Origin of the sequence: Plantactinospora sp. BB1 (assembly GCF_003030385.1) — a bacterium.
GTDB lineage: Bacteria > Actinomycetota > Actinomycetes > Mycobacteriales > Micromonosporaceae > Plantactinospora.
This window is the reverse complement of sequence record NZ_CP028159.1, coordinates 706,677-732,206: the sequence shown is the minus strand read 5'-3', so window position 1 is coordinate 732,206 and position 25,530 is coordinate 706,677. Positions and strand designations below refer to the sequence as shown.

The window sequence follows — 25,530 nt, the reverse complement described above, 5'->3', positions numbered from 1 at the left end:
TGGGTCATGTCGTAACAGTTGTAGGGCGCCGGGTACTGCCAGGTGACGATGTCGATCGCGTACTCCGCCGTCATGGGCGCTATCGGCACACGAACATGCGGCGCCGCCAGAGCGACACGTGCCGCGAGTGCATGATCCGCCGCGTACGGGTCGGGGTGGGTACGCCGTGCGGCGAATGTCCCGGACGGGCGAACGACGCTCCGCAGGACCGGGCCGCGAATCGGGTTGGTTCGATCACGCGACGGCCGGATGAGGTGGAACCGAGCGGGGCGGCGGCCCGTCTGATTGGCATGAGAACGTGGCGAGGTGTCCGGATAACCTGTGTCGGCGCACTGCTTCTGCTGGTGGCCGCCTGTGCCCGCGAGGGCACCGGGTCGGGCGGGGACGGGCCGGGCGGCGGATCCGGCGGCGACTCCGGTCCCGCCGACCCGAACGGTGTGGTGCTCCGGGTGGAGCAGGTCGGCGGGTTCGTGGCGCCGGCCTCCCGGCTGACCCGGGTGCCGACGGTGACGATCTACGCGGACGGGCGGGTCATCACCGAGGGGCCCCAGCTCGCCATCTATCCCGGGCCGGCGCTGCCGAACCTCCAGCAGCAGCGTCTCGCGCCGGACCAGGTCGACCGGCTGGTCGAGCGGGCCCGGGCCGCCGGAGTGGGCTCCTCCATCGATCTTGGCCGACCGTCGGTCACCGACGTCCCGTCGACCCGGTTCACCGTGTCGTCCGCCGCTGGCGTCGACGAGTTGGAGGTATACGCGCTCTCCGAGGGCGGGCAGGACGCGCCGGGGCTGACCGAGCCGCAACGGGCCGCCCGGGCCGAGTTGCAGAAGCTGCTCGCCGCGCTCACCGATCTCGCCGGGACGCTGGGGGAGGACAAGGTCGACCAGCCGCAGCCGTACCAGGCCCAGGCGGTCGCGGCGGTGGCGATCCCATGGCGGCCGGACGACAACGGGCTGACCGCCCCGCCGGAGATCGCCTGGCCCGGTCCGGCCCTGCCGGGGTCACCGCCGGCACCCGGCGTCGACCAGGGTTGCGTCGAGGTACGCGGCGCCGAGGCGACCGCACTGCTGGCGGCGGCAGCAAAGGCGAACGCCCGTACGCCGTGGACCTCCGGCGGCGACCGTTGGCAGGTCGGTCTGCGACCGCTGCTGCCGGACGAGACCGGCTGCGCCGACCTCTCCGTCGACTAGCTTCCGTTCCGTCTTACGGATCACGAAGGTCGCTGCTCAGGAGTTCCGGCCCGACCGTTCCGCCCAGGCGTGCAGCGCCTCCCGGTCACCGGCGGCGTCCAGGTTCAGCGCCGCCTCGATCAGGGCCAGATGGGTGAAGGCCTGCGGATAGTTGCCGAGCGCGATGCCGTCGGCGGTGAGCTGTTCGGCGTACAGGCCGAGTGGGCCGGCGTGCCGGCACAGTTCGGTGAAGGCGTCCCGGGCCTGCTCCACCCGTCCGGCCAGCACCAGGGCCGAGACCAGTTCGAAGGAGCAGAGCAGGAAGGCGCCCTCCTCGCCGGGGAGGCCGTCGTCGGTCGTGTAGCGGCGCAGCAGCGCCGGGGCGACACCGAGCCGCTCACGGATCCGGTCGATGGTGCCGAGCACCCGTGGATCGGTGCCGGGCAGGAAGCCGACCAGCGGGATGCGCAGCAGTGACGCGTCCAGCTCGGTCGACCCGTACGCGAGCACGAAGCTGCCGATCCCGGCGTCGTAGCCCCGGTCGAGGATCTCGGCGCGCAGGTCGTCCCGGGCCTGGCACCACGTCGACACCGGGGCCGTGTCGTCGCCGAGCATGCCGGCCAGGGTCACGCCCCGGTCCAGGCACACCCAGGACATCAGCTTCGAGTTGACGTAGTGCCGGCGCGGTCCACGGATCTCCCAGACGCCGTGGTCCTCCTCCCGCCACCGTTCGGCCATCGTGTCGACATGGTGCCGGAGCACCGCCCACTCCGGTTCGGTCAGCTCGCCGGTCAGCTCCTGGTACGCCAGCGCCGCATCCAGCACGTGCCCGTACGTGTCGAACTGCACCTGGTCGGCGGCTTCGTTGCCGATCCGGACCGGCGACGAGTCGGCATAGCCGCTCAGGTGCGGCAGAACCCGCTCCTCGGCCATGCGGCCGGCGATCCCGACCACCGGTGCGAGCCGGTCCGCCGATCCGGCACAGACGTCGAGCAGGAACCGCAGATAACGCCGGCCCTCCTCGGCGTGCCCGAGCCGGAACAGGGCGAGCAGCAGCAGGGCCGCGTCCCGGTGCCAGGTGTAGCGGTAGTCCCAGTTGCGTACCCCGCCGATCTCCTCGGGCAGCGCGGTGGTGGGCGCCGCGACCAGCGCACCGGTCTCGTCGAAGCAGAGTCCGCGCAGCACCAGGGCGCTGTGCCGGACGGCCGCCGCCTCCACTCCGGTGTAGTCGCTCCGGGCCGACCAGTCCCGCCAGATCCGGCAGGTCTCGGCGAGCAGGGCGGCTCCGTCACCCGGCTCGGCCGGCCCGTTCCCCTCCGGCGGGCTGCCGTAGCCGAGCACGACGTCCACGCTCTGCCCCTCGACGAGTTCGACCTCGGCGCAGAGGTCGGTGTCCCGAAGCTGAAAGGGCAGATCGGCGTGGAGGCGCAGACACGGCTCCGGGGTCGACCACCGCGAGCCGGTCAGCGACCAGCCCGGGTCGCGGCGGCCGTACTCCGGCCGGGCGGTGATCCGGACGGCCAGCCGGACCGTTCCGCGCTCCGCGGTGAGCCGGCGGACCAGCAGGCGGACGGCGTGGGTCGGCTGCTCGGCGGAGCCGGCCCGGAGGGCCAGGAAGTCGTGTCCGACGGCCGTGCCGGACGCCGTCCGGTAACGGCTCTCCAGCACCAGCGTCTCCGGCAGGTACCGCCGGTCCGGGGGGTCCGCACCGGCCACGGTCATCGAAAAGGCGCCGGCCCGGCGGTCCAACAGCCGGGCGAAGACCGCGTCGCCGTCGAACCGTGGCACGCAGAACCACTCGACCGCGCCGTCCGGGGCCACCAGCGCCGAGGTGTGGGTGTCGGAGAGGAAGGCGTACGAGTCGATCGGCGGGAACGCGTCGGTCATGCCGACTCCGACGGAATCCGCTCGGGCGCGGCGTGGAACCCGGAGGTCGGCACCGACGAGTACCCCCGTTCTGGGACTGTGCGCCAGGATGCCCGCGCAGCGCTGCCGCTAACCTCGGCCCGCACCGCCGCTGCCGGTTCTGGGCGGACGGCCGACGCGGGGTTCGACCGGGTCGAGCGGGGTAGTAACGCCCATGGCGCTCCTCCGGGCCCTCCGCGAGCGTGCCGTGCCGTCCACCGATGCCGACGGCCGCCGGATCAGCGCCGCGCTGGCAGCGCTGCACCGCCGGGGTCGGCGCAGCGGAGCGGCCCGACTGCGCCGGTTACGTACCTATCTGGTACTCGCCGTGCAGGCCGGGCTGGCCGCCGCGCTGGCCTGGGTGATCTCGCACGAACTCGTCGGCGCGGCGGAACCGGTCTTCGCCCCGATCATCGCGGTGGCGGTCGTCGCCACCTCGATCGACCGGCGGCTGCGCCGCAGTCTCGAACTCATGGTGGGGGTGACCATCGGGATCGGCGTCGGAGATCTGCTGATCGCGGCGACCGGCACCGGACCGTGGCAGATCGGGGTCATCGTCGCCCTGGCCATCATGGTGGCGATCGTGCTGCGGGGCAGCTCGTCGCTGATCACCCAGGCCGGCGGTACCGCCGTGCTGATCGCCTCGCTCACCCCGATGACGCAGGATCTCGAGGTACCCCGGTTCGTCAACGCCGGGATCGGTGGCGCCGTCGGCCTGACCGTCGCACTGCTGTTGCTGCCGCTGAACCCGCTGCGGCTGGTCCGGCGCCGGGTGACCCCGCTGTTCGAGCAGCTCACCAGGCAGCTCGCCGTGACCACCCGGGCGCTGCGGAACCGGGACGCGGAGCAGGCCCAGGACGCGCTGCACACGCTGTCCGGCGACCGGGAGCTGCGGCAGCTCCGGGAGGCGCTACAGGCCGCCCGGGAGGTGGTCACCTACTCGCCGTTGCGGTGGAGCCGACGCGGCACCCTGGCCCAGTACGAGGAGGGTGCCGAGCACCTGGAGCAGGCCTTTCGGGACAGCAGGGGGCTGGTCCGCCGGATCGCCAGCATGATCCGCGACGAGGAGCCGGTGCCGGACGAGCTGCCCGGTGCCGTCGAGCGGTTCGGCGCGGCGGTGCGGATGCTGCACCGGGAGCTGAGCGGTGGCCGGGAAGCCGACCGGACCAGGGCCGAGACGCTGCGGGCGGTCGCCGAGGCCGGCCGGGCCACGCGGGCCCGGCTCGGGTTCCACGGTACGGCGGCGGTCGCCCAACTGCGCACCATGTCCTACGACCTGCTCCGGGCCACCGGGCTCGACCGCTCCGATGCCCGTACGCTGATCCGCCGTACCTTCGTCACCGAGCACGCCGGGTAGTTCGCCCTGCACGCCGCGATCATGGCCCGGTCGGGTTGCCCGGCGCAGGGTCGGGTAGTAGCCGACATGCCGCCCCGCCCCCACTACCGGTCGCCGCTGGCCACGGTCCTGCACCGGATGCGCGGGACGGCCGGTCGAGCCCGGTACGAGGGGCGCCAGGCCACCCGGTTGCGAGTGCGGCAACTGGAGATCATCGCGGTGATCGCGGTGCAGGCGGGACTCGCGGCGGGACTCTCCTGGTGGATCGCGCACAACCTGCTCGGCAATCCGGGCCCGGTCTTCGCACCCACCGCGGCGGTCGGCACGATCGTCGCCGCCATCGGCCAGCGCGCCCGGCGCACGGTCGAACTGCTCGCCGGCGTGGGGCTCGGGATCGTCATCGGCGATGGATTGATCTTCCTGATCGGCACCGGACCGTGGCAGACCGCGGTCATCGTCACCCTGGCCATCGGGGTCGCGCTCGGCCTGGTGGGCCGGGGCGGGACGGTGGTCAGCCAGGTCGGCGGTACGGCGGTGCTGATCGCCACCCTCTCGCCCAGCGAGCGCGACCTCGAACTTCCCCGGATCGTCGACGCGGCGGTCGGCAGCGCGGTGGGGCTCGTCGTGGTGGCGTTGCTGCTGCCACTCAACCCGATCCGGGTCGTCAACCGGGCGGCCGCACCGGTCTTCGCCATCCTCATCGGCCGGCTCCGGGACACCGGGGCGGCGCTGCGGGAGCGGGACGTGGGCCGGGCCACCCAGGCGCTGGACGGGCTGCGCGGGATCGAGCCGGACCTGCGGCGGCTGCGGGAGGCGGTGAGCGGCGCGGAGGAGGTGGTCAGGGTCGCGCCGCTGCGGTGGCGACGCCGGCAGGAATTCGAGCGCCACGCCCGGGGCGTGGCGGAGCTGACCCGGGTGATCGAGGGCGCCCGCGACCTGGCCCGGCGGGCGATCACCGTCGTCGACTACCGGGAGCCGATCCCGCACTGCCTGCCCGACGCGATCGAGATGCTGGCGAGCGCGGTACAGGAGTTGCAGCACCAGGCGCGGATCGGGCGGGACACCGGGGGCGCCAGTCGTCGGGCACTGGTGGCGGCCCGGCAGGGTGGACGGACCCGCCGGGAGGGACTGCACAACTTCGGCGACGCGCTCGTCACGCAGTTGCGGGTCTGCGCCGCCGACATCCTCCGGGCCACCGGTTGTCCGAGCCGCCAGGCCGGCCGGGCGGTACGGCGGGCGGCTCGGGACGGCGAGCGGGCCAAACCGGCGTACGACGACGTGCAGTGACACGCCGGCAGTTCGGCCGGACTCGCCGGATCGCACCCACCGGATTGCCCCCAGGGCGCACAATGGGTGCCGCGGCGGCTACGGGACGGGTTCTGCGGCGATGTCCGGGCTGGCCTGACGCCGTCGGTGTCCAACCGCCCGTCAGGGCCCGGCCGGAGGCGAGTCGATGGAACAGGAGAGGCGTTTCGCGGTGGATCCGCCGGAGACGAGCGCGGGCAGCATTCCCGGTCCGCAGCTGCTCGGCCGGCTCTACCGGCCCGACCCCCGGGACTGGGACATCCCGCGACTGCTGGAGATCGCGGAGCCGGCCGAGTCGATCCGGCAGATGACGGTGGAGCAGGTGCTCACCGAGACGCCGTACTTCTCGGACTGGCGGGCGTACCTGGTCTTCTGGCGTTGGTTGCGGAGCCAGCGGCAGCCGACGACAACCCCGGCCCCGAGCCGGGACAGGGCGCCGGCCTGGGAGTTGACCGTACAGCTCGACCAGGGGCAGACGGGCCACTGCGTCGGCTTCGGCTGGGCGGGCTGGGTGGACGCGATGCCGGTCGCCGGCACCTACCAGAACGCCGACGGCCACGCCCTCTACTACGAGGCCAAGGTGATCGACGGCGAGCCCGGCAAGGAGAACGGCTCGACCGTCCGGTCCGGGGCGCTCGCCGTCCGGGAGCGGGGCCGGCTCGCCGCGTTCGCCTTCGCGCGCACCACTGCGGAGATCGACGAATGGATCGACAACCAGGGCTCGATCGTGGTGGGCACCGCCTGGACCGCCGACATGTTCAATCCGGACGAGAACGGCTTCGTCAAGCCGACCGGTGCCGGAGCGGGCGGGCACTGTTATCTGATGCTCGACCGGATCGAGTCCGAGGACGCATACCTCTTCCAGAACTCCTGGGGGACGGCCTGGGGTTGGGGCGGCCGGTTCAAGATGAAGCGCGGGGACTTCGACGGGTTGCTTCAGGATCAGGGAGAGGCGTGCTGTGCGGTGGAGTTGCCGCACTAGCCGGCCGGGGAACCGCCCGCCGCGCCGAGATCGGGGTACGGCGTGGCGCGCCTTGAGCTGACCGAGGCGGACGCCGGCCGGTCCTATCCGGCGGCGCCGGGGGATCTGGTGGTCGTGCAGCTCGCCGAGACGCCCAGTTCGGGCTACCGGTGGCAGCTCGACGCGGTGGACAGTGCGGTGCTCGCCCCGGCCGGGGACTCGTTCCGGCCGGAGCGGGAGGGGTGGGGTGGCGTCGGGAGCAGGCAGCTGCGGTTCACCGCGACCGGGGGCGGCCGGACCGCGCTGCGACTGGTGCTGTCGCGCGGCTGGGAGGCGGGGGAACGCCCGGCGCGGCGGTTCGAGGTGACCATCCACGTGACCGACCCGGTGCGGTCGGACTGATCGGCCGTTCAAATTGGAACTTTTCCAATTTGAACGGCGCGACTCGTTCGTCTCGCCTTTCACCTGCGAGTCCTGAGCGGCCGCAAGGGGGCGGGTAAAGGACCTATCGGGAAGGCTATTGACAGCTATCAATGTGAATGGATAGCGTGACTCTGCCGTGGGACCCAACAGCTATTACTGCTAGTCGCAAGGAGTGTCCCATGTCCAATGCCCGAGTCACCGACCTCGTGACCACGCTGTTCCGGATCGTGCTCGGCCTGCTGTTCGCCCTGCACGGCGCCGCCTCCCTCTTCGGGATCTTCGGCGGCAACCGGGGGAGCGGCGAGGCGATCGCGATCGGCACCTGGCCCGGGTGGTACGCGGCCCTCATCCAGTTCGTCGGCGGACTGCTGGTGCTGGTCGGCCTGAGCACCCGCCCCGCCGCGATCATCTGCTCCGGCTCGATGGCGTACGCGTACTTCGTGGTGCACCAGCCCGACGGGCTGCTGCCGCTGAACAACGGCGGCGAGACCGCCGCCCTGTTCTGCTGGTCCTTCCTGCTGGTCGCCGCCCTCGGCGGCGGACGGTGGTCGCTGGACGCGGCGCTCGCCCGGCGCCGGGGCCGCAGCGTGGCCCAGGAGCCGGCCACGGTGGCCGCCACCCCCTGATCAGACCTCGGGGAGACCGACGTAGTTCTCCGCCAGACTGGTGGCATACGCCCGAGACGAGGTGAGGTAGCGCAGCGTCGAGAGCTGCAACCTCGCCTCGTACGGGTCGTCGGTGTTCAGCCGGTGCAGCAGCGAGGTCATCCACCAGGAGAAGTGCTGGGCGCGCCAGACCCGCCGCAGCGCGGTGTCGGAGTAACCGTCCAGCAGGTCGTCCCGGCCCTCCCGGTACCAGGCGGCGAACGCGTCGCCGAGCAGCGTCACGTCGGCCAGCGCCAGGTTCATCCCCTTGGCACCGGTCGGCGGCACGATGTGCACCGCGTCGCCGGCCAGGAAGAGCCGCCGCCACCGCATCGGCTCCACCACCAGGCTCCGCATCCCGGTGACGCTCTTCTCCAGGATCGGCCCGGTGTTGAGCGTCCAACCCGGAACCGTCTCCAACCGGGTACGCAGCTCGGCCCAGATCCGCTCGTCGGGCCACTCCGCCAGATCGGTCTCCGGCTCCACCTGGAGATAGAGCCGGGAGACCTCCGGAGAACGCATGCTGTGCAACGCGAACCCCCGGTCGTGGTGGGCGTAGATCAGCTCCTCGGCCGCCGGGGCGGCCGCAGCGAGTACCCCGAGCCAGGCGAAGGGATAGCCGCGGTCGTACTCGGTCAGCTCGCCGGCCGGCACACTCGCCCGGCTCACCCCGTGCGAGCCGTCGCAGCCGGCGACGAAGTCGCATTGCAGCTCCTCGTCGCGGCCGTGGTGCCGGAACCGGATCACCGGCGAGTCGGAGTCGAGCCCGTCGAGGCGTACGTCCTCGACCTCGAACCGGAGGTCACCCCCGGCGGCCGTACGGGCGGCGATCAGATCCTTCACCACCTCCTGCTGGCCATAGACCGTGATCGCCCGACCGGTCAGCTCGGTCATCGCGATCCGGTGTGCGGCACCGCCGAAGCGCAGCTCGATGCCCTCGTGCCGGAGCCCCTCCCGGTCCAGCCGCTCACCCAGCCCGCACCGCCGGAGCAGGTCGACCGAGCCCTGCTCCAGCACGCCGGCCCGGACCCGGTGCTCGACGTACTCCCGGCTGCGGCACTCCAGCACCACCGACCCGATGCCGGCCCGGTGCAGCAGGTGCGACAGCAGCAGACCCGCCGGCCCCGCCCCGACGATCCCGACCTGGGTACGCATCGTTCACTCCCCGACCTCTCGCGACTCTCCCGAACCGACCTTCCGCGACTCTTCCGAACCGACCTCTCGCGACTCTCCCGAACCACCGGGCCGCCGGCACGTCACACCTGCCGGTCCCGGCCCGCACCGAGTGCGCTCACCGCCATCACCGCCGTCACCACGACCAGGGCGGCGAGCGGCAGGCCCCAGCCGGCGCTGGCGTCCCGGAGCGCGCCGACCAGCACCGGCCCGGCGGCGCTGAGCAGGTAGCCGATCGACTGCACCGCGCCGGAGAGCTGCCGGGCCGACCCGGGTGTCCGGGCCCGGAGCACCAACAGGATCAGGGTGAGACTGAGCGCGGCGCCCTGGGCAAGCCCGGCCAACACCGTCCAGAGCAGATACCAGGAGGGCACGGCCAGCAGGCCGAGCACCCCGGCCGCCCAGCCGGCGCAGATCACCAGCGCCAGCCCGCGCTGGTCGGGCCGGCGGACCGCCAGCGTCGGCACCACCAGCGCGGTGCCGATCCCGAGCAGGTTGAACAGCGCCAACGCCGCGCCCGCCCGGGTCGGCGCGACGCCCTGGTCCCGCAGCAGGCTCGGCAGCCAGGTGAGGATCGCGTAGTAGAGCATCGACTGGGTCCCCATGAAGACGGCGACCTGCCAGGTGACCGGCGAGCGCAGCACCCGGCCACTCGGCTGCGGCGGCTCCGCGGCCGGTGCGGTGTGCCGGCGGCGCACCTGGGGGAGCCAGCCGAGCGCCGCCACCCCGGCGAAGGCGCCGAGCGCCAGCAGGGAACCCCGCCAACCCCACCCCAGCGCGTACGCCAGCGGCGCGCTCACCGCCGCCGCCACCGTCGCCCCGGTGGTCATCGAGGCGGTACTCAACCCGGTCGCCAGGCCCGGCCGGCCCGCGAAGTGCTGCTTGACGGCGCTCGGCACCAGCACGTTGCCGACGGTGATCCCGGCGCCGATGATCGCGGTGCCGGCGAGCATCCAGCCCGCGTGCGGCAGGGTCCTGGTCAGGCTGCCCAGCACGATGCCGAGCATCGCGGCGAGCAGCGCCCACTCGATGCCGATCCGGCGGCCGAGCAGCGCGGCGAACGGAGAGAGCAGCCCGAAGCAGAGCACCGGCAGGGCGGTGAGCAGCCCGGCGGCGCTCCGACCCAGGTCGAGGTCGACCTGGAGTTCGGGCAGCAGTGGCGGGACCGCCGCGATCGCCGCCCGCAGGTTCAACGCCAGCAGCACCAGCCCGAGCAGCGTCAGCCAGCCGCCCCGGCCCATCCCGAACCGCCCGCCGCCCGGACCGGCCGAGCCGGCGTCGTCGCCCGGCTCGGCCGCCCGGGCGTCCGGGACCGGAGACTCGCGGTTCAGAAGGGGTACCTCGTGATGTCGCCCTGCACGGTCACCCACTGCGTCTCGGTGAACGCGGCGAGGTTCGCCGCCGTCCCGCCCAGCCGGGGGCCGTTGCCGGAGGCGGCCACCCCGCCGAACGGGGCGACCGCCTCGTCGCTGACCGTCTGGTCGTTGATGTGCACGATGCCGCTCGGCACCCGCTCGGCGAAGGCCAGCGCCTTCATCACGTCCCGGCTGAGGATGCCGAGCGAGAGGCCGTACTCGCTGTCGGCGGCGAGCTTCGCGGCCTCGTCCAGGTCGCCGAAGCGCAGTACCGGGGCGACCGGGCCGAAGACCTCGTGCGCGTACGCCGGGGTGGCCGGGGTGACGTCGGTGAGCACCGTCGGCCGGTAGAAGAGGTTCTCGTACGTCCCGCCGGTCACCAGGGTCGCCCCGGCGTCGACGCTGCCGGTGACCAGAGAGTGGATCTTGTCGCGCTGCCGCTCGTCGATGATCGGCCCGAGCGCCACGTGCTCCCGGGCCGGGTTGCCGACCGGCAGGTGTGCGGCCTTCTCGGCCAGCCGCTCGACGTAGTCGTCGGCGAGCGACTCGTGCACCAGGTGCCGGCCGGTGGTCATGCAGATCTGCCCCTGGTGCAGGAACGAACCCCAGGCACCGGCGGAGACCGCCAGCTCCAGGTCGGCGTCGTCGAGGACCACCAGCGCCGAGTTGCCGCCGAGTTCCAGCAGTACCCGCTTGAGGTGCCGGGCGGCGGCCTGCCCGACCTGGCGGCCGGCCGACGTCGAGCCGGTGAAGCTGATCAGGCGGACGTGCGGGTCGGCGACGAGCGCCTCGCCCGCCTCCGGCCCGCCCGGCAGCACGTGCAGTACCCCCGGCGGCAGGCCGGCCTCCTCGAAGATCCGGGCGACCGCGACCCCGCCCGCGACGGCGGTCCGCGGGTCGGGCTTGAGCAGCACCGCGTTGCCCAAGGCCAGCGCCGGGGCGACCGAGCGGACCCCGAGGATCACCGGCACGTTGAACGGGGAGATCACCCCGACCACACCGACCGGGAGCCGGCGGGCCAGGCTGAGCCGGGGCTGCGCGCTCTGGATGATCTCGCCGAGCGGGTGCGAGGCGAGCGCCGCCGCCTCGTAGCACTCCTGCGCGGCGGTATCCGTCTCCAGGGTCGCCTTCGGCGGCACCGAACCGGTCTCCCGGACGATCCAGTCCCCGACCTCGGCCGCGTGCTCCTCCCACAACCGCCCGGCCCGGCGCAGCACGGCGGCCCGCTTGTCGTAGGGGGTCGCGGCCCAGTCGCGCTGGGCCTGGGCGGCGCGGGCGGCGGCCCGGGCCACGTCGGCGGCGTTCGCGATCCCGGTACGGCCGATCTCGTCGCCGGTGGCCGGTTCCCGTACCGCCGCGTCACCGCCGTCGGCCCGGACCCATCCGTCGCTGAATATCCTGCCGTGCCAGTCGGTCGAGTCGAGAAGAGTCATCGGAACCTCCCTGGGGTGGTGGCGGTGCGCCGCCTCGGCGACGCGGAGCGGGTCACGGCGCGAAGTGCGGCTCCGGGCTGACGGCCACGTCGAGCAGCAGCGGTTCGGTCCGCTCGGCGAGGCCCGGCACCACCTCGTCGAGCACGGCGAGGAGTTCCGGATGGGTCCGGATCCGCCGGGCGGGGCAGCCGAACGACCGGGCCAGCCCGTACACGTCCACCTCGCCGAAGGCCGGCCAGGGCGGCTTGCCGCCGTACTGCTCGGTGAGCCGGTCCAGCACCGCGTACCGGCCGTTGGCCAGGACCACGTAGAGCACGCCGCAGCCGTACCGGGCGGCGCTCCAGAGTCCCTGCACGGCATAGAGCGCCGAACCGTCACCGAGGATCGCCACCACCGGCCGGGTCGGGTCGCCGAGTCGCAGTCCGGCCGCGGCGGGCAGCCCGAAGCCGAGGCCGCCCATCGCCGCGCTGACGAAGCCGCGCGGTTGCCGGGCCGGCAGCATCCGGTGCAGGTCCGGTCGGGTGGAGGGGGTCTCCTCGACGAGTACGACGTCGGCCGGCAACCGCCGGGCCAGCGCGGCGAATACGTGTGTCGCCCGCAGCGGCTCGTCGGGACCGGGTGGCGGCACCGGAGCCGGGCCGGGGCGCTCCGGGGCGGGACGGTTCCGTCGGGTCACCCGGGCGGCGAGGGCCTCGACGCAGGCGGCCGGGTCGGCCAGTACGGTGAACTCCGCCTCGCTGCGGTGCACCTCGGCCGGGTCGGCCGAGACCACCGCGACGGTCAGGCCCGCCGGCAGCAGCGGGCCGGGCTCGTAGACGTACTGCCGGAAGGCGGCGGTGCCGACCACCAGGGCCAGGTCGTGCCCGTCCAGCGTGGCGCGCAGCCGGGACCGGGCGGCCGGCAGGTGACCGGCGAACCGGGGATGGTGCTGCGGGAATCCGGCCCGGGCGCCGAACGCCTCCTGCCAGACCGGTGCGCCGATCCGGTCCGCCAGGCTCGTCAGCGCGTCCCAGGTCGCCCGGTCGTCCGCTCCGGCGCCGACCACCAGCACCGGGGCGGTGGCGGCGTCGACGAGCCGGGCCAGCTCGTCGAGCGCGGGACCGGGGGCGAGCACCGGCGGGTGGACCCGCTCCGGCGCGGCCCGGCCCAGCGACGGGTCGACCTCGGCGGTCCAGTCGTCCATCGGCACCACCACCAGGGCCGGGCCGCGCCGCAGGGTGGCCTCGTGCCAGGCCCGGCGTACCGCCGCCGGCACGTCCTGGGCCAGCACCGGCTGCTCCACCCAGACCGGGTACGGGCCGGCGAGCTGGTCGAGCCGGCCGGCGAGGAACGGCTCGGCGGCGAGGTGCCGGCGGTCCTGCTGCCCGACGAGCACCACCAGTGCGGCCCGGTTGACCCGGGCGGTGGCGAGCGCCCCGACGGCGTTGCCGAGGCCGGCCGTGGTGTGCAGGTTCACCACCGCCGGCCGTTCGGTGGCGAGCGCGTGGCCGGTTGCCATCCCCACCACGGAACCCTCGTGCAGGGCGAGTACGAAGGTCAGGTCGTCGGGCAGGTCGGCGAGGAAGGCCACCTCGGTCGAGCCCGGGTTGCCGAAGATCCGGTCCACGCCGTACCGGCGCAGCACCGTCAGGGTGGCGTCCCGGACCGTGGTCATCGGCTTCCCGCGTCCGTGGGCTGGCGGGCCGGCGTTTTCCCGTCCGCCGGCCCGGCGCCGGCGCTCCAGCCGCTCTTGGCCCGCTGGATCTGGCCGAACACCTGGGCCCGCAGTTCGGCGAAGCGGGCCGACGAGCGGGTGCCGAGCTGGTCCCGCTCGGCCGGCAGGTCGATCGCCACGTCGTCGAGGACCACGGTCGGCGAGCCGGAGAGCACCAGTACCCGCTGGCCGAGGTAGACCGCCTCGTCGATGTCGTGCGTGACGAAGAGGATGGTCACGCCGAGCCGCCGCCACAGCGACCGGACCAGGTCCTCCAGGTCGGCCCGGGTCTGCGCGTCGACGGCCGCGAACGGCTCGTCCATCAGCAGGATGTGCGGCTCGTACGCGACCGCGCGGGCCAGCGCCACCCGCTGCTGCATGCCGCCGGAGAGCTGCCACGGATAGGCGCCCGGCACGTCGCCGAGGCCGACGGCGGCGAGCGCCTCCTGCACGAGTTCCTGCCGGCGGGACCGGCTCAGGTTCTTCTTCTGCTTCAGCGGCAGCTCGACGTTGCGCTGCACCGTCATCCACGGGAAGAGGCTGCGGCCGTACTCCTGGAAGACCACGGCCATGCCCGGCGACGGACCCTGCACCGGCGCGCCCTCCAGGAGCAGTTCGCCGGAGGTCGGTGGGAGCAGACCGGCGATGCACTTGAGCAGGGTGGTCTTGCCGGCGCCGGAGGGGCCGACCACGCAGACGAGTTCGCCGGCACCGACGGAGAAGGTGAGGTCCCGGACCGCCTCGACCGACCGCCCGCGCCCGCTGTACACCTTGCGCAGTGCGCGGACGTCGAGCAGTGCCTCGGTGCCGCCCTGGCGGGGATCTGTCGGGTTCATCGCTGCCCATCGTCTCGTTGGGAGTGCCGCAGGCCGAGGTACCAGCGCAGGGCCGACCGCTCGAAGAGCCGCAGCAGCATGGCGAGCAGGAAGCCGAGCAGACCGAGTAGCAGGATTCCGGTCCACATGTCGGTGACCGCGAAGGTCCGCTGGAACTGGATGATGGTGAAGCCGAGCCCGTTGTTCGCGGCGAACATCTCGCTGATCACCATCAGGATGATGCCGACCGAGAGGGCCTGGCGCAGGCCGGTGACGATCTGCGGGGAGGCGGACCGGACCACCAGGTGCCAGAGCCGGGCCGGGCCACGGATGCCGTAGCAGCGGCAGGTCTCGGCCAGCACCTCGTCGACCGCCCGCACCCCCTCCACCGTGTTGAGCAGGATCGGCCAGACGCAGCCGGAGAGCACCACCAGCACCTTCATGGTGTTGCCGAAGCCGGCGAAGAGCATCAGCACCGGCACCAGCACCGGCGGCGGGATGGCCCGGAGGAATTCCAGCACCGGTTCGCAGAAGGCGCGGACCCGCCGGAAGGAGCCGATCAGGACGCCGAGCCCGACGCCGACGGCGACCGCGAGCAGGAATCCGGCGGCGAGCCGCAGCAGGCTCGGCAGCACGTCGGCGCGGAGCCGGTCGCTGTGCCACCAGACGTCGTCGAAGCTGGCCAGGATCTCCGACAGCGGCGGCAGGTAGAAGGTCTCGCTGTCGGCGGAGAGCACCCACCAGAGGGCGAGCAGCCCGAACGGCAGGCCGAAGACGGCGGCGCTCCACCACAGAGCCCGGCCGATGGCCGCCCCGATCCGTCGCCCCCGGCCCGACCCCGGTCGGCGGAGCACGTCACCGCTCATCGGCCGCACGTCACTGCTCACCGGCCGCACGTCACCGCTCACTGGCCGCACCTCACCCCTCACCGGGTGCCCTCGCCGCGTACCGAGGGGTGCCAGGAGAGCACCGCGCGTTCGAGGCGCCGGGCCAGCACGTTGACCGCCACCCCGAGCAGGCCGGTGACGATGATCAGGGCGTACATCGTGTCGACGGCGCCGCCGGACTGGGCCCGGTTGATCTCGTTGCCCAGCCCCGGGGCGCCGACGATCAGTTCGGCGGTGAACGCCAGGATCAGCGCCACGGCGGCGGCGAGTCGAACCCCGGTCAGCAGGTACGGCAGGGCGGTCGGCCAGAGCAGGTGCCGGATCCGGGCCCACCGGCCGAGCCGGAAGGTGTACGCGGTGTCCCGGGCGACCGGGTCGACGTCCCGGACGCCGTAGAGCACCTGGACGAGTACCTGCCAGAACGCGGCGTAGACCACCAGGAGCAGTACCGAGCGCAGGTCGGTGCCGAAGAGCAGCACGGCGAGCGGGATCAGCGCGACCGAGGGGATCGGCCGGAGGAACTCGACGGTCGAGGCGGTGAACTCGCGCAGCACCGGCACGGTGCCGAGGACGAAGCCGACCAGCACGCCGAGGGCGACCGCGATCGCCAGGCCGAGGAACCAGCCGCGCAGGGTGTCGGTGACCGCCGTCCAGAACCGGGGTTCGCCGAGCAGTTCGCCGAGGGCGACCGCGATCTCGCTGGTCGGTGGCAGGTAGTTCGCCGAGACCAGGCCCAGCCTCGGCACCAGTTCCAGCACGAGCAGGAAGGCGGCGAAGCCGAGCAGTCCGAGCAGGGCGGTGTCGCCGCGCGGCCGGCCGGTCCCGCCGGACCGGCCGGCCGGGGCCGGTGCGGTCGCGGCGGGCGGTGGCACGGTGGCGGCTCGGGTCACGGGAGCAGTTCCGCGACGTCGACCTTCTCCTTGAGTAGCCCGTCGGTCAGCATCAGGTCCGCCAGGGTCTGCACCGACTCGCGGTTGATCTCGGCGGGCCAGGCCGGGAGGGTGATCTTCGCGGCCACCGCCGGCTCGATCTTGGTGTACGTCTGGAGCACCTGGCGGGCCTCGTCCGGGTGCTCCTGGGCGTACTTCAGCGAGGTCTCCATCGCGGTCTTGAACCGCCCGGTCAGGTCGGCCTTCTGCGTGATGGTCTGCTCGGTGGAGAAGTAGGCCGCCACCGTCATGTTCGGGATGGCCTCGGCGAAGTTGTAGGCCACGACCCGGGCGCCCTGGTTCTGCGCGATGGTGAAGAACGGCTCGACGACCATGGCCGCGTCGACCCGCTTGCCCAGCACCGCCGCCGGCATGTCCGGGAAGGGCAGTTCGGTCCACTTGATGTTCGACGGGTCGCCGCCGGCCTTGCGGATCGAGGCCCGGGTGGTGGTGTCGGTGATGTTGTTCAGGTTGTTGATCGCGATGTTCTTGCCGGCCAGGCCGGCGGCGTCGGTGATCGGGCTGTCCGGCGGCACCACGACGCCGCCGAAGTCCGCGCCGGGCTTGCCGGTGGAGGAGTTCCCCACCGTGATCGCCTTGACCGGGATCCTCTGCGAGCGGGCGGTGATCAGCGAGACGACGTTGCCGAAGGCGAAGTCGAACTGACCACTGACCACCCCGGTCACCGCGATGGAGCCGCCGGTGGTGTTGACCACCTCGACCTCGATGTTCTGCTCCTTGAAGAAGCCCTTCGCGATGCCCAGGTGCAGCGGGGCGACGTCCACGATGGGGATCGCACCGACCTTCACCCGGTCCACGCCGCCGGATCCGCCCCCGGCGGGGTCGTCGGACGAGGATCCGCAGGCGGCGACGGCGAGGAGGGCGGCAACGGCGGTGCTGGTGGCGGCGAGACGGCGCATCGGGTCTCCCGGCGTCCGGCGGTCCTGTCGGGACCGGGCTGAAAGGCTCCCGAAGGAGCCCTGAGGGGTGGTGGTGGTCGCTAGCCGAACGAATGTTCTCATTTGGAACGTTGGCACAGTGACCGAGTTCACGTCAACCAGCGCCCCGCAACTTATCCGCAACGGCACCGGGCGCTGCGCCGAGCGGCACCGGGACCTCGTTGACGGATCCGGAGGCGGGGATTACGTTCGTCATAAGCACGGGAGTCCGCATGTCGAACGGGCGTTGACCGGTGGACCGGACGCGTCGAGGGGGCCCATGACGACGACCGCCGGTAGCGTCGGACCGACCCGGCGACCCCGGCAGTAAGGAGACATGGTGACCAACGACGTGTACGTCCTCGACGCCGTACGCACCCCGATCGGCCGGTACGGCGGCGCCCTCGCCGGAGTACGCCCCGACGACCTCGCCGCGCACGTACTGCGCGAGCTGACCCGGCGCAGCCCCGACCTCGACCCGGCCCGGATCGACGACGTACTGCTCGGCAACGCCAACGGTGCCGGCGAGGAGAACCGGGACGTGGCGCGGATGGCGGTCCTGCTCGCCGGGCTCCCGCCGACCGTGCCCGGCGCGACCGTCAACCGGCTCTGCGGCTCCGGCCTGGAGGCGGTGATCGGCGCCGCCCGGGCGATCGCGGTCGGCGACGCCTCGATCTGCGTCGCCGGTGGCGTCGAGTCGATGACCCGGGCCCCCTGGGTGTTGCCGAAGCCCGAGGCCGGCTATCCGCGCGGGCACGAGACGTTGCACTCCACCACCCTCGGCTGGCGGATGGTCAACCCGGCGATGCCGGCCGAGTGGACCGCCTCGCTCGGCGAGTGCACCGAGATCCTCGCCGAGCGGTACGGGATCTCCCGCGCCGAGCAGGACGCCTTCGCCGTACGCAGCCAGCGGCTCGCCGCGCAGGCCTGGGCCGTCGGGGCGTACGCCGACGAGGTGAGCGCGGTACCCGGCACCGAGCTGGAGACCGACGAGAGCATCCGGCCGGGCACCAGCACCGAGGCGCTGGCCCGGCTCAAGCCGGTGTTCCGGCCCGACGGCACCGTCACCGCCGGCAACTCCTCCCCGCTCAACGACGGGGCGAGCGCGCTGCTGCTCGCCGACCGGGCCGGTGCCGAGGCGGCCGGCCGGACCCCGCTGGCCCGGATCGTCTCCCGCGCCGTGGTCGGCATCGAACCGCAACTGTTCGGGATCGGCCCGGTACGCGCCGCCGAGGAGGCGCTGCGGCGCGCCGGCATCGGCTGGTCGGACCTGGCCGTGGTGGAGCTGAACGAGGCGTTCGCGGCCCAGTCGCTGGCCTGCCTGGCCCAGTGGAAGGAACTCGACCCCGAGATCGTGAACCCGCAGGGCGGGGCGATCGCCCTCGGCCACCCGCTCGGCTCGTCCGGCTCACGCATCCTCGGCTCGCTCGCCTGGCAACTGCACCGCCGTGGTGGTGGGCTGGGCCTCGCCGCCATCTGCATCGGCGTCGGCCAGGGCCTGGCCGTCGTACTGGAAGCCTGACCGGAGGACGGCATGACCACCGACCACATCCGTTCCGCGGACCCCGACCTGCCGACCGTCGACGCGCCGACCGGAAGCACCGCCGGCCCGACCCGCCCCGGCCGGCTGGTGCTGCCCCGCTACCGGCACGACGACCCGGACACCCACCCGCCGCTGCTCTTCCCCGACTACGGCTCCACCAACCTGCGCGCCCCGAAGCAGCCGCTGGCCCTGTTGCCGCAGCGGCTGACCGAGGTCACCGGGCCGCTGCTCGGGGAGGGCCGGCTCGGCGACCTGGACCACGACCTGACCCGGCAGCACGCCGGGGAGCCGCTCGGCCAGCGGATCATCGTGCACGGCCGGGTGCTGGACGGCAACGGCCGGCCGGTGCCGAACACGCTGGTGGAGATCTGGCAGCCGAACGCGGCCGGGCGGTACCGGCACGCGGTCGACAACTGGCCGGCACCGCTCGACCCGAACTTCACCGGGGTGGGCCGGACCCTGACCGACGCCGACGGCCACTACCGGTTCGTCACCGTGCAACCCGGCGCCTACCCCTGGCGGAACCACCCCAACGCCTGGCGGCCGGCGCACATCCACTTCTCCCTCTTCGGCCAGGCGTTCACCCAGCGGCTCGTCACCCAGATGTACTTCCCCGGCGACCCGCTCTTCTTCCAGGACCCGGTCTTCAACTCGGTCCGCGACCCGCTGGCCCGGGAACGGCTGATCTCCCGCTACGACCACTCGGTGACCGAGCCGGAGTGGGCGCTCGGCTTCGAGTTCGACCTGGTGCTGCGCGGCCGGGAGGCCACCCCCTTCGAGGACGGCGAGGACGATGACTGAGCAGCACACCGACCTGAGCCCGACCTTCGGTACCGGCCCGGCCGTCGACACCTCCGCCGAGCCGGCCGCCACGGCGGCGCTGGCCCCGACGCCGCCGCTCGGCTCGACGCCCGCGCAGACGGTCGGGCCGTACCTGCACATCGGCCTACTCTGGCCGGACGGCCCGGACGTGGTGCCGGACGGGACCCCCGGGGCGATCTGGATCCGCGGCCAGATCTTCGACGGCGCCGGTGAGGCGGTGCCGGACGCGCTGGTGGAGACCTGGCAGGCGGATCCGGACGGCCGGTTCGACCATCCGGACGACCCCCGGGGCGCCCGCCCGCCGTCGGTACCCGGATTCCGTGGCTTCGGCCGCAGCGCCACCGACCCCGACGGCCGGTACGAGATCCGTACCCTCCGGCCCGGTGCCCTGCCCGGCCCGGACGGTGAGACCGAGGCACCGCACCTGAACCTGTCGATCTTCGCGCGCGGCCTGCTGCACCGGCTGGTGACCCGGCTCTACTTCCCGGACGAGGAGGCGGCGAACGCCGCCGACCCGGTGCTCGGCTCGATCGACCCGGCCCGCCGCGCCACCCTGGTGGCCCGGCCGGCACCGGACGGCTTCCGCTTCGACATCCACCTACAGGGCCCGGATGAAACCGTCTTCTTCGCGGTCTGAACAGGCGGCCGTACCCGGCGCCGGGCTGCTCACCGGGCTCTCCGGCGCGGCCGAGGTGGACGCCGAACTCACCGACCGGGCACTGCTGACCGCGCTGCTCGACGTGGAGCGGGCGCTCGCCGAGGCGGGCGCCGACTGCGGCGTGCTGCCGCCGCCGGCCGCCGAGGCGATCGCCGGGCAGTGCCGGCCGGACCGGTTCGACCTTGCCGCGCTCGCCGAGGGCGCCGACGCCGCCGGCAATCCGGTGGTGCCGCTGGTCCGCCAGCTCACCGAGGCGGTACCGGCCGCCGCCCGGCCCTGGGTGCACCACGGCGCCACCAGCCAGGACGTGCTGGACAGCGCGTTGGTGCTGGTCGCCGGCCGGGCCGGTGAGCCGCTGCTGCGCCAGCTCGACACCGCACTCGCCGCCGCCGCCGGGCTCGCCGAGCGACACCGGGACACCGTGACGCTGGCCCGTACCCTCGGCCAGGCGGCCGCACCCACCACCTTCGGGCTGAAGGCCGCCGGCTGGCTGCTCGCCCTGCTGGACGCCCGGACCCGGCTCGCCGCCGCCCGGTCCGCGCTGCCGGCACAGCTCGGCGGGGCGGTCGGCACCCTGGCCGCGCTCGGCCCGGCCGGGCCGGAGGTGGCCACCCGGCTCGCCGCCCGGCTCGGCCTCGCCGCGCCCGCGCTGCCCTGGCACACCCGGCGGCAGCCGCTGCTCGACCTGGCCGCTGCACTCGGCAGCCTGCTCGCGGCCGCCGGCAAGATCGGCCTGGACGTCGGGCTGCTCGCCCAGACCGAGGTGGCCGAGGTCGCCGAGGGCGGCGGTCCGGGCCGGGGCGGCTCATCGGCGATGCCGCACAAACGCAACCCGGTGGATGCCGTGCTGCTCGGCGCGGCCGCCCGGCGCGGGCCGCACCTGGTCGGCACGCTCTTCGCCGCCGCCGTGCAGGAGCACGAACGGGCCACCGGCGGCTGGCACGCCGAGTGGGAGCCGCTGCTCGACCTGCTCCGGCTGGCCGGCGGGGCGGCCGGCCGGACGGCCCGGCTGCTGGCCCGGCTCGACGTACGCCCGGAGCGGATGCGGCACAACCTCGACGCGCTCGGCGGCCGGGTACTCGCCGAGGCGGTCGCCGCCCGACTCGCCCCGGCGCTCGGCCGGGCCGACGCGCACGACGTGCTGGCCCGGGCGGCCGCCGCACCCGACTTCCGGGCCGCACTGCTGGCCGACCCGGCGGTACGGGCCCGGCTCGGCGAGCCGGAGCTGGACCGGGCGCTCGATCCGGCCAACTGGCTCGGCTCGGCCGGCACCTTCGTCGACCGGGCGCTGCGGGAGTACCGGGCGTCCGGGGCGTACCCGAACACGGAGAACCCGAGATGACCTCCCGGCTGCACGCCTGCGTGGACGGGCCGGCCGACGCGCCGGTGCTGGTACTCGGCAGTTCGCTCGGCACCTCCGGGGCGATGTGGCAGCCGCAGCTGCCCGCGCTGACCCGGCGGTACCGGGTGGTCCGGTACGACCACCTCGGGCACGGCGACTCCGACGTGCCGGCCGGCCCGTACTCGATCGCGGATCTCGGGCACGCCGTGCTCCGGCTGCTGGACGACCTCGACGTGCCCCGGGTCTCGTACGCCGGGCTCTCCCTCGGCGGGATGGTCGGGATGTGGCTGGCCGTCAACGCCGCCGACCGGGTCGACCGGTTGGTGCTGCTCTGCACCTCGGCCCGGCTCGGTCCGGCCCGGGGCTGGCGGGACCGGGCCGCCGCCACCCGGGCCGGCGGGGTGGAGGCGGTCGCCGACCCGGTGCTGCGGCGGTGGTTCACCGAGGGCTTCGCGGCGAGCCGGCCGGAGGTGGTCGCCGAGTACCGGTCGATGCTCACCGCCACCCCACCCGAGGGGTACGCCGGCTGTTGCGAGGCGATCGCCGGGATGGACCTGCGGGACGACCTGGCCCGGATCACCGCACCGACGCTGGTGGTCGCGGGCGCGAACGATCCGGCGATCCCGATCGAGGACGTCCGGCTGCTTGTCGACCGGATTCCCGGCGCCGGGCTGCGGGTGGTCGGCGACGCCGCCCATCTGGCCAGTGTGGAGCAGCCGGACCGGGTCGCCGGGCTGCTCCTGGCACACCTCGAAGACCCGACCGGGGGCGGGCGGCCGGAACGGAGCGGGTGGAGGGAGTCGGTGGATGGATGACCGGGAGCGGCACGCGGCCGGCATGGCGGTCCGGCGCGAGGTGCTCGGCGACGCGCACGTGGACCGCGCCGTCGCCGGCACCGACGAGTTCACGGCGGACTTCCAGGACCTGATCACCAGGTACGCCTGGGGCGAGATCTGGACCCGGCCGGGGCTGGACCGGCGTACCCGCAGTTGCATCACCCTGGCGGTGCTCGCCACCCTGCACCACGACGAGGAGCTGGCGATGCACGTCCGGGCGGCGCTGCGCAACGGGCTGACCCCGGACGAGGTCCGGGAGGTTCTGCTCCAGGTGAGCGTCTACGCTGGCGTTCCAGCGGCGAACCGGGCGTTCAAGGTCGCCCAGGAGACACTGCTGCAGGAGGACGGGTGACCGAGGTGACCGAGGAGACGCCCCGGACCGGTGAGTTCGTCCAGTCGTTGGAGCGGGGACTCGCGGTCATCCGGGCGTTCGACGCCGACCATCCGCAGTTGACGCTCAGCGAGGTGGCCCGGGCGACCGGACTGACCCGGGCGGCGGCCCGGCGGTTCCTGCTCACCCTGGTCGAGCTGGGTTACATGCGTACCGACGGGCGGCTCTTCTCGCTGCGCGCCCGGATCCTCGAACTCGGCTACGCCTACCTGTCCAGCCTGAGCCTGCCCGAGGTCGCCCAGCCGCACATGGAGAGCCTGGTCGCCGAGGTACACGAGTCCTGCTCGATGTCGGTACTCGACGGTGACGAGGTGGTCTACGTCGCGCGGGTACCGACCAAAAGGATCATGACGGTGGCGATCAGCGTCGGCACCCGGTTCCCGGCGTACGCCACCTCGATGGGGCGGGTGCTGCTGGCCGCCCAGCCGACCGACTGGCTCGACAACTACCTCGACACCGCCGAGCTGCGTCCGCTGACCCGGCGTACGGTCACCGATCCGGCGCGGTTGCGGACCATCCTGAACCGGATCTGCAACCAGGGCTACGCGATCGTCGACCAGGAGCTGGAGGAGGGGCTGCGGTCCCTGGCGGCGCCGATCCGGGACGCCGACGGCGCGGTGATCGCCGCGCTGAACGTCTCCGCGCACGCCAGCCGGGGCAGCTCCGAGGTGATCCGCAAGGAACTGCTGCCGCCACTGCTCGGCACCGCGAAGCGGATCGAGGAGGACCTGCGCGGCGGCCAGCTACGTTAGCGGCGATCTTCCCGGACCTGGTTCGAGCCGTCCGGGAAGGACGGCCGGGCGGAGCTACCGGCCGTCCCGCAGGTCGGCCAGGCGGGTGGCGGAGAAGCTGATCCGGTCGAACCAGACCGGGCAGCCGGCGCCGGTCGGCGACTGCGCCGAGAGGCCGAACCGGAGCGGTGTCGCGGTCGGGTCGAGCCGGAAGTGCCGGACGAACTCCCACCACGTCCCGTCGGTGCTGGCGTGGAAGGCCCAGGCCGGGCCGAGCCGGGAGATCCGCAGCCAGAGCGGGGCGGCGTCGGCGACCACGAATCCGTTGGCGTCGTCGGAGACGTCGCGGGTGATCACCGAGACCACCATCGCGGTGCCCTGCGGTGAGTGCTCGTAGGCGAGCTTGGCCCAGTGCCGGGGGCCGGCGTGGAGCAGCAGGCTGCCGGCGTCGTAGGTGCCGGCGAAGCCGACCCGGACCCGGGCCGAGAACTGGAAGTCGCCCTCGGGTGCGGCGGTCAACAACCGGGGGGCGGAGAGCACCGGCTCGCCGCCGGCCGGGTCCACGAAGAGGTCACTCTGGGCCGGTGCGCTGACGGTGAGCGCGGTGACGTCGTCGCGGGCCCAGTCGGCCGGCGCGACCTCCCAGTCCAGGGGTGTCGGCAGGCCGAGATCGATCTGTTGCATCCGAGCAGGATGCCAGAAACCACCGCCTCCCGGGGTACCGGCAGGCCCGGGATCGGGGAAAACCGCCGGTGTCGGCGGGGTTTACCCCTTGGTTGAGCGGCGATTCCGGGGGTAATGGCGGTTCTCGCCGCGCTGCGGCGTGACCATCCGGGGCGAAAGCCTTGCGAGCGGGAGCGGAGGAATGGGGTGGGGGGAGCATGGTGATGAGGCGTCGAGCGGTGTTGTTGGTGATGCTCGTGATGACCGCCATACCACTGGTTCTGGCGGGCTGCACGGGCAATCCGCTTGAGCGGGTCGGTCGGCCGGCACCGCCACCACCGAAGCTGACGATTACCCCCGCAGCGCATAGCCGGGATCTGCCGACCAGTGTCGAGATCGGTACGGCGGTGACGGACGGGAAGGTCGCCGACGTGGTGGTGACGGATGCCAACGGCGTCCGGGTCGATGGCGCGATGCGTGCGGATGGTACGAGCTGGATGCCGAGCAAGGCGTTGGCGAACAAGCAGACCTATACCGCCGAGGTAACCGCGAAGAATGACGCCGGGAAGGCGGTCACCCAGAAGACGACCTTCAGCACCATGGACAAACCGGCTAAGCGGACCGTGAGCAACCTTAATCTGCAGAGTGACCAGACCTACGGGGTGGCGATGCCGATAACGGTTTCATTCGCCTCCGACATCCCGAAGGACGCCCGCGCCGGGATCCAGCGACGGCTGCTGGTCAGCACCGACCCGCCGCAGCCGGGTGTCTGGTCGTGGGACGAGAACGGCCGCCAGGTCTCCTACCGTGCTCCCGACTTCTGGCGTCCGGGTACCACGATCAGTGTCCGGGCCGCCCTGGACGGCGTACCGATGGGTGAGGGCAGCTTCGGTGACACCGACCGCACCGGCACCGCGAAGATCGGCAACCGGGTCTTCCTGGAGATCGACAACGCCACCAAGCAGATGTCGGTGTTCAAGGACGACGTGCTGGTCAAGAAGATCCCGGTCAGCCTCGGCAAGAGCAGCACCCCGACGTCGAGCGGCAAGATGGTGATCATGGAGAAGCACGAGTCGACGGTCTTCGACACCACGGGCTCCCCGGACCCCTACGTGGTCACCGTCTTCAACGCGCAGCGGTTGACCTGGGGCGGCGAGTTCATCCACGCGGCGCCCTGGTCCGTCGGGGAGCAGGGGGAGCGGAACGTCTCGCACGGCTGCACGAACGTGTCGGACGCGAACTCGGAGTGGTTGATGGAGACCACCAGGATCGGCGACCTGGTGACGATCAAGGGCACCGAGGTCACCCTCGACCAGGGCAACGGCTGGACCGCCTGGAACGTGAGCTGGGACGAGTTCGTCAAGGGCAGCGCCCTGCCGGTGCCCGCCGACGTCAGGCCGGCCTCACCGGCGCCGGGTGCACCGGCGAGCGGCGGACCACCGGCCGCCGAGAAGCGGCCGGCCGACAAGCCCGCCGCCCCGCCGACGCCGTCGTCGAGCAGCGGCGGCCGGTAGCTCGGCGGCCCGGCACGCGGGTGCCACCGGCGACGCTCTCGCCGGTGGCACCTGGTGTTACGGCGGG

At 73.2% G+C, this 25,530-nt stretch carries 24 protein-coding genes; 14 read left to right on the top strand and 10 right to left on the bottom strand.

Going from position 1 to position 25,530, the window contains the following annotated elements; translation table 11 throughout:
• The first annotated feature begins 290 nt into the window (after nt 1-290).
• Complete coding sequence (locus C6W10_RS03135) at nt 291-1,187, top strand: hypothetical protein (RefSeq protein ID WP_107263617.1); 897 nt, start codon at nt 291-293, stop codon at nt 1,185-1,187.
• A 36-nt stretch (nt 1,188-1,223) separates the two neighbouring features.
• Here the strand turns inward: C6W10_RS03135 and C6W10_RS03130 are convergent, their stop codons facing one another.
• Nucleotides 1,224-3,053, bottom strand: a complete 1,830-nt coding sequence (locus C6W10_RS03130) for a glycoside hydrolase family 15 protein (RefSeq protein ID WP_107256353.1) — start codon at nt 3,051-3,053, stop codon at nt 1,224-1,226.
• Nucleotides 3,054-3,246: 193 nt separating this feature from the next.
• Between C6W10_RS03130 and C6W10_RS03125 the strand changes: the two genes are divergently transcribed.
• The 5 genes from C6W10_RS03125 (at nt 3,247) to C6W10_RS03105 (ending at nt 7,722) form a co-directional block, all read left to right on the top strand.
• Nucleotides 3,247-4,428 carry an aromatic acid exporter family protein gene (locus C6W10_RS03125; RefSeq protein WP_107256351.1) on the top strand — a complete coding sequence of 394 codons (1,182 nt, stop codon included), beginning with the start codon at nt 3,247-3,249 and terminating at the stop codon, nt 4,426-4,428.
• Nucleotides 4,429-4,494: 66 nt separating this feature from the next.
• Complete coding sequence (locus tag C6W10_RS03120; protein WP_234361595.1) at nt 4,495-5,694, top strand: aromatic acid exporter family protein; 1,200 nt, start codon at nt 4,495-4,497, stop codon at nt 5,692-5,694.
• 325 nt (nt 5,695-6,019) lie between these two features.
• A complete protein-coding gene (locus tag C6W10_RS03115) occupies nt 6,020-6,694 on the top strand; it encodes a C1 family peptidase (protein ID WP_369938630.1) in 675 nt (224 codons plus the stop codon).
• A 42-nt stretch (nt 6,695-6,736) separates the two neighbouring features.
• Nucleotides 6,737-7,075 carry a protease inhibitor I42 family protein gene (locus tag C6W10_RS03110; protein WP_107256347.1) on the top strand — a complete coding sequence of 113 codons (339 nt, stop codon included), beginning with the start codon at nt 6,737-6,739 and terminating at the stop codon, nt 7,073-7,075.
• Nucleotides 7,076-7,275: 200 nt separating this feature from the next.
• A complete protein-coding gene (locus C6W10_RS03105) occupies nt 7,276-7,722 on the top strand; it encodes a DoxX family protein (RefSeq protein ID WP_107256345.1) in 447 nt (148 codons plus the stop codon).
• Here C6W10_RS03105 and C6W10_RS03100 read toward each other — a convergent pair whose 3' ends face one another.
• From C6W10_RS03100 to C6W10_RS03065, 8 genes are all read right to left on the bottom strand, one after another.
• Complete coding sequence (locus C6W10_RS03100) at nt 7,723-8,895, bottom strand: 4-hydroxybenzoate 3-monooxygenase (protein WP_107256344.1); 1,173 nt, start codon at nt 8,893-8,895, stop codon at nt 7,723-7,725.
• Nucleotides 8,896-8,996: 101 nt separating this feature from the next.
• Nucleotides 8,997-10,283 carry an MFS transporter gene (locus C6W10_RS03095; RefSeq protein ID WP_107256342.1) on the bottom strand — a complete coding sequence of 429 codons (1,287 nt, stop codon included), beginning with the start codon at nt 10,281-10,283 and terminating at the stop codon, nt 8,997-8,999.
• On the bottom strand, nt 10,241-11,701 hold the full coding sequence (locus C6W10_RS03090; protein WP_107256340.1) for a benzaldehyde dehydrogenase: 1,461 nt from the start codon (nt 11,699-11,701) through the stop codon (nt 10,241-10,243). The genes C6W10_RS03095 and C6W10_RS03090 overlap by 43 nt, the downstream gene beginning before the upstream one ends.
• A gap of 52 nt (nt 11,702-11,753) precedes the next feature.
• Nucleotides 11,754-13,355, bottom strand: a complete 1,602-nt coding sequence (locus C6W10_RS03085) for a thiamine pyrophosphate-dependent enzyme (RefSeq protein WP_107256338.1) — start codon at nt 13,353-13,355, stop codon at nt 11,754-11,756.
• Complete coding sequence (locus tag C6W10_RS03080; protein WP_107256336.1) at nt 13,352-14,230, bottom strand: ABC transporter ATP-binding protein; 879 nt, start codon at nt 14,228-14,230, stop codon at nt 13,352-13,354. Before C6W10_RS03080 ends, C6W10_RS03085 begins: the two co-directional genes overlap by 4 nt.
• On the bottom strand, nt 14,227-15,117 hold the full coding sequence (locus tag C6W10_RS03075; RefSeq protein WP_234361594.1) for an ABC transporter permease: 891 nt from the start codon (nt 15,115-15,117) through the stop codon (nt 14,227-14,229). The genes C6W10_RS03080 and C6W10_RS03075 overlap by 4 nt, the downstream gene beginning before the upstream one ends.
• A gap of 17 nt (nt 15,118-15,134) precedes the next feature.
• Nucleotides 15,135-15,986: an ABC transporter permease gene (locus C6W10_RS03070; protein ID WP_234361593.1), complete on the bottom strand. Its 852-nt coding sequence runs from the start codon at nt 15,984-15,986 to the stop codon at nt 15,135-15,137.
• On the bottom strand, nt 15,983-16,945 hold the full coding sequence (locus C6W10_RS03065) for an ABC transporter substrate-binding protein (protein ID WP_107256334.1): 963 nt from the start codon (nt 16,943-16,945) through the stop codon (nt 15,983-15,985). Before C6W10_RS03065 ends, C6W10_RS03070 begins: the two co-directional genes overlap by 4 nt.
• A 358-nt stretch (nt 16,946-17,303) precedes the next feature.
• On the opposite strand from C6W10_RS03065, the gene C6W10_RS03060 reads away from it, so the two are divergent.
• From C6W10_RS03060 to C6W10_RS03030, 7 genes are read left to right on the top strand one after another with little or no spacing between them, the layout of a single operon-like run.
• Nucleotides 17,304-18,485 (top strand): acetyl-CoA C-acyltransferase, encoded by a 1,182-nt coding sequence (locus C6W10_RS03060; RefSeq protein ID WP_369937769.1) that lies wholly within the window; start codon nt 17,304-17,306, stop codon nt 18,483-18,485.
• A gap of 12 nt (nt 18,486-18,497) precedes the next feature.
• Nucleotides 18,498-19,307 carry a protocatechuate 3,4-dioxygenase subunit beta gene (pcaH, locus tag C6W10_RS03055; RefSeq protein ID WP_107256331.1) on the top strand — a complete coding sequence of 270 codons (810 nt, stop codon included), beginning with the start codon at nt 18,498-18,500 and terminating at the stop codon, nt 19,305-19,307.
• Nucleotides 19,300-19,965, top strand: a complete 666-nt coding sequence (gene pcaG / locus C6W10_RS03050; RefSeq protein ID WP_107256329.1) for a protocatechuate 3,4-dioxygenase subunit alpha — start codon at nt 19,300-19,302, stop codon at nt 19,963-19,965. Before pcaH ends, pcaG begins: the two co-directional genes overlap by 8 nt.
• Nucleotides 19,940-21,328 (top strand): 3-carboxy-cis,cis-muconate cycloisomerase, encoded by a 1,389-nt coding sequence (pcaB, locus tag C6W10_RS03045; RefSeq protein WP_107256327.1) that lies wholly within the window; start codon nt 19,940-19,942, stop codon nt 21,326-21,328. Before pcaG ends, pcaB begins: the two co-directional genes overlap by 26 nt.
• Entirely contained in the window at nt 21,325-22,143 is an 819-nt protein-coding gene (pcaD, locus tag C6W10_RS03040; protein WP_107256325.1) for a 3-oxoadipate enol-lactonase, read from the top strand. Before pcaB ends, pcaD begins: the two co-directional genes overlap by 4 nt.
• The gene (gene pcaC / locus C6W10_RS03035) at nt 22,136-22,516 is read left to right on the top strand and encodes a 4-carboxymuconolactone decarboxylase (protein WP_107256323.1); all 381 of its coding nucleotides are present in this window, start codon (nt 22,136-22,138) and stop codon (nt 22,514-22,516) included. The genes pcaD and pcaC overlap by 8 nt, the downstream gene beginning before the upstream one ends.
• Nucleotides 22,513-23,307, top strand: coding sequence for an IclR family transcriptional regulator (locus tag C6W10_RS03030; protein WP_234359369.1), 795 nt, complete (start codon nt 22,513-22,515; stop codon nt 23,305-23,307). The genes pcaC and C6W10_RS03030 overlap by 4 nt, the downstream gene beginning before the upstream one ends.
• Nucleotides 23,308-23,361: 54 nt before the next feature.
• Here the strand turns inward: C6W10_RS03030 and C6W10_RS03025 are convergent, their stop codons facing one another.
• Nucleotides 23,362-23,970: a DUF1349 domain-containing protein gene (locus C6W10_RS03025; RefSeq protein WP_107256322.1), complete on the bottom strand. Its 609-nt coding sequence runs from the start codon at nt 23,968-23,970 to the stop codon at nt 23,362-23,364.
• Between the two features lie 197 nt (nt 23,971-24,167).
• On the opposite strand from C6W10_RS03025, the gene C6W10_RS03020 reads away from it, so the two are divergent.
• A complete protein-coding gene (locus C6W10_RS03020; RefSeq protein ID WP_107256320.1) occupies nt 24,168-25,463 on the top strand; it encodes an Ig-like domain-containing protein in 1,296 nt (431 codons plus the stop codon).
• The last annotated feature ends 67 nt before the right edge of the window (nt 25,464-25,530 follow it).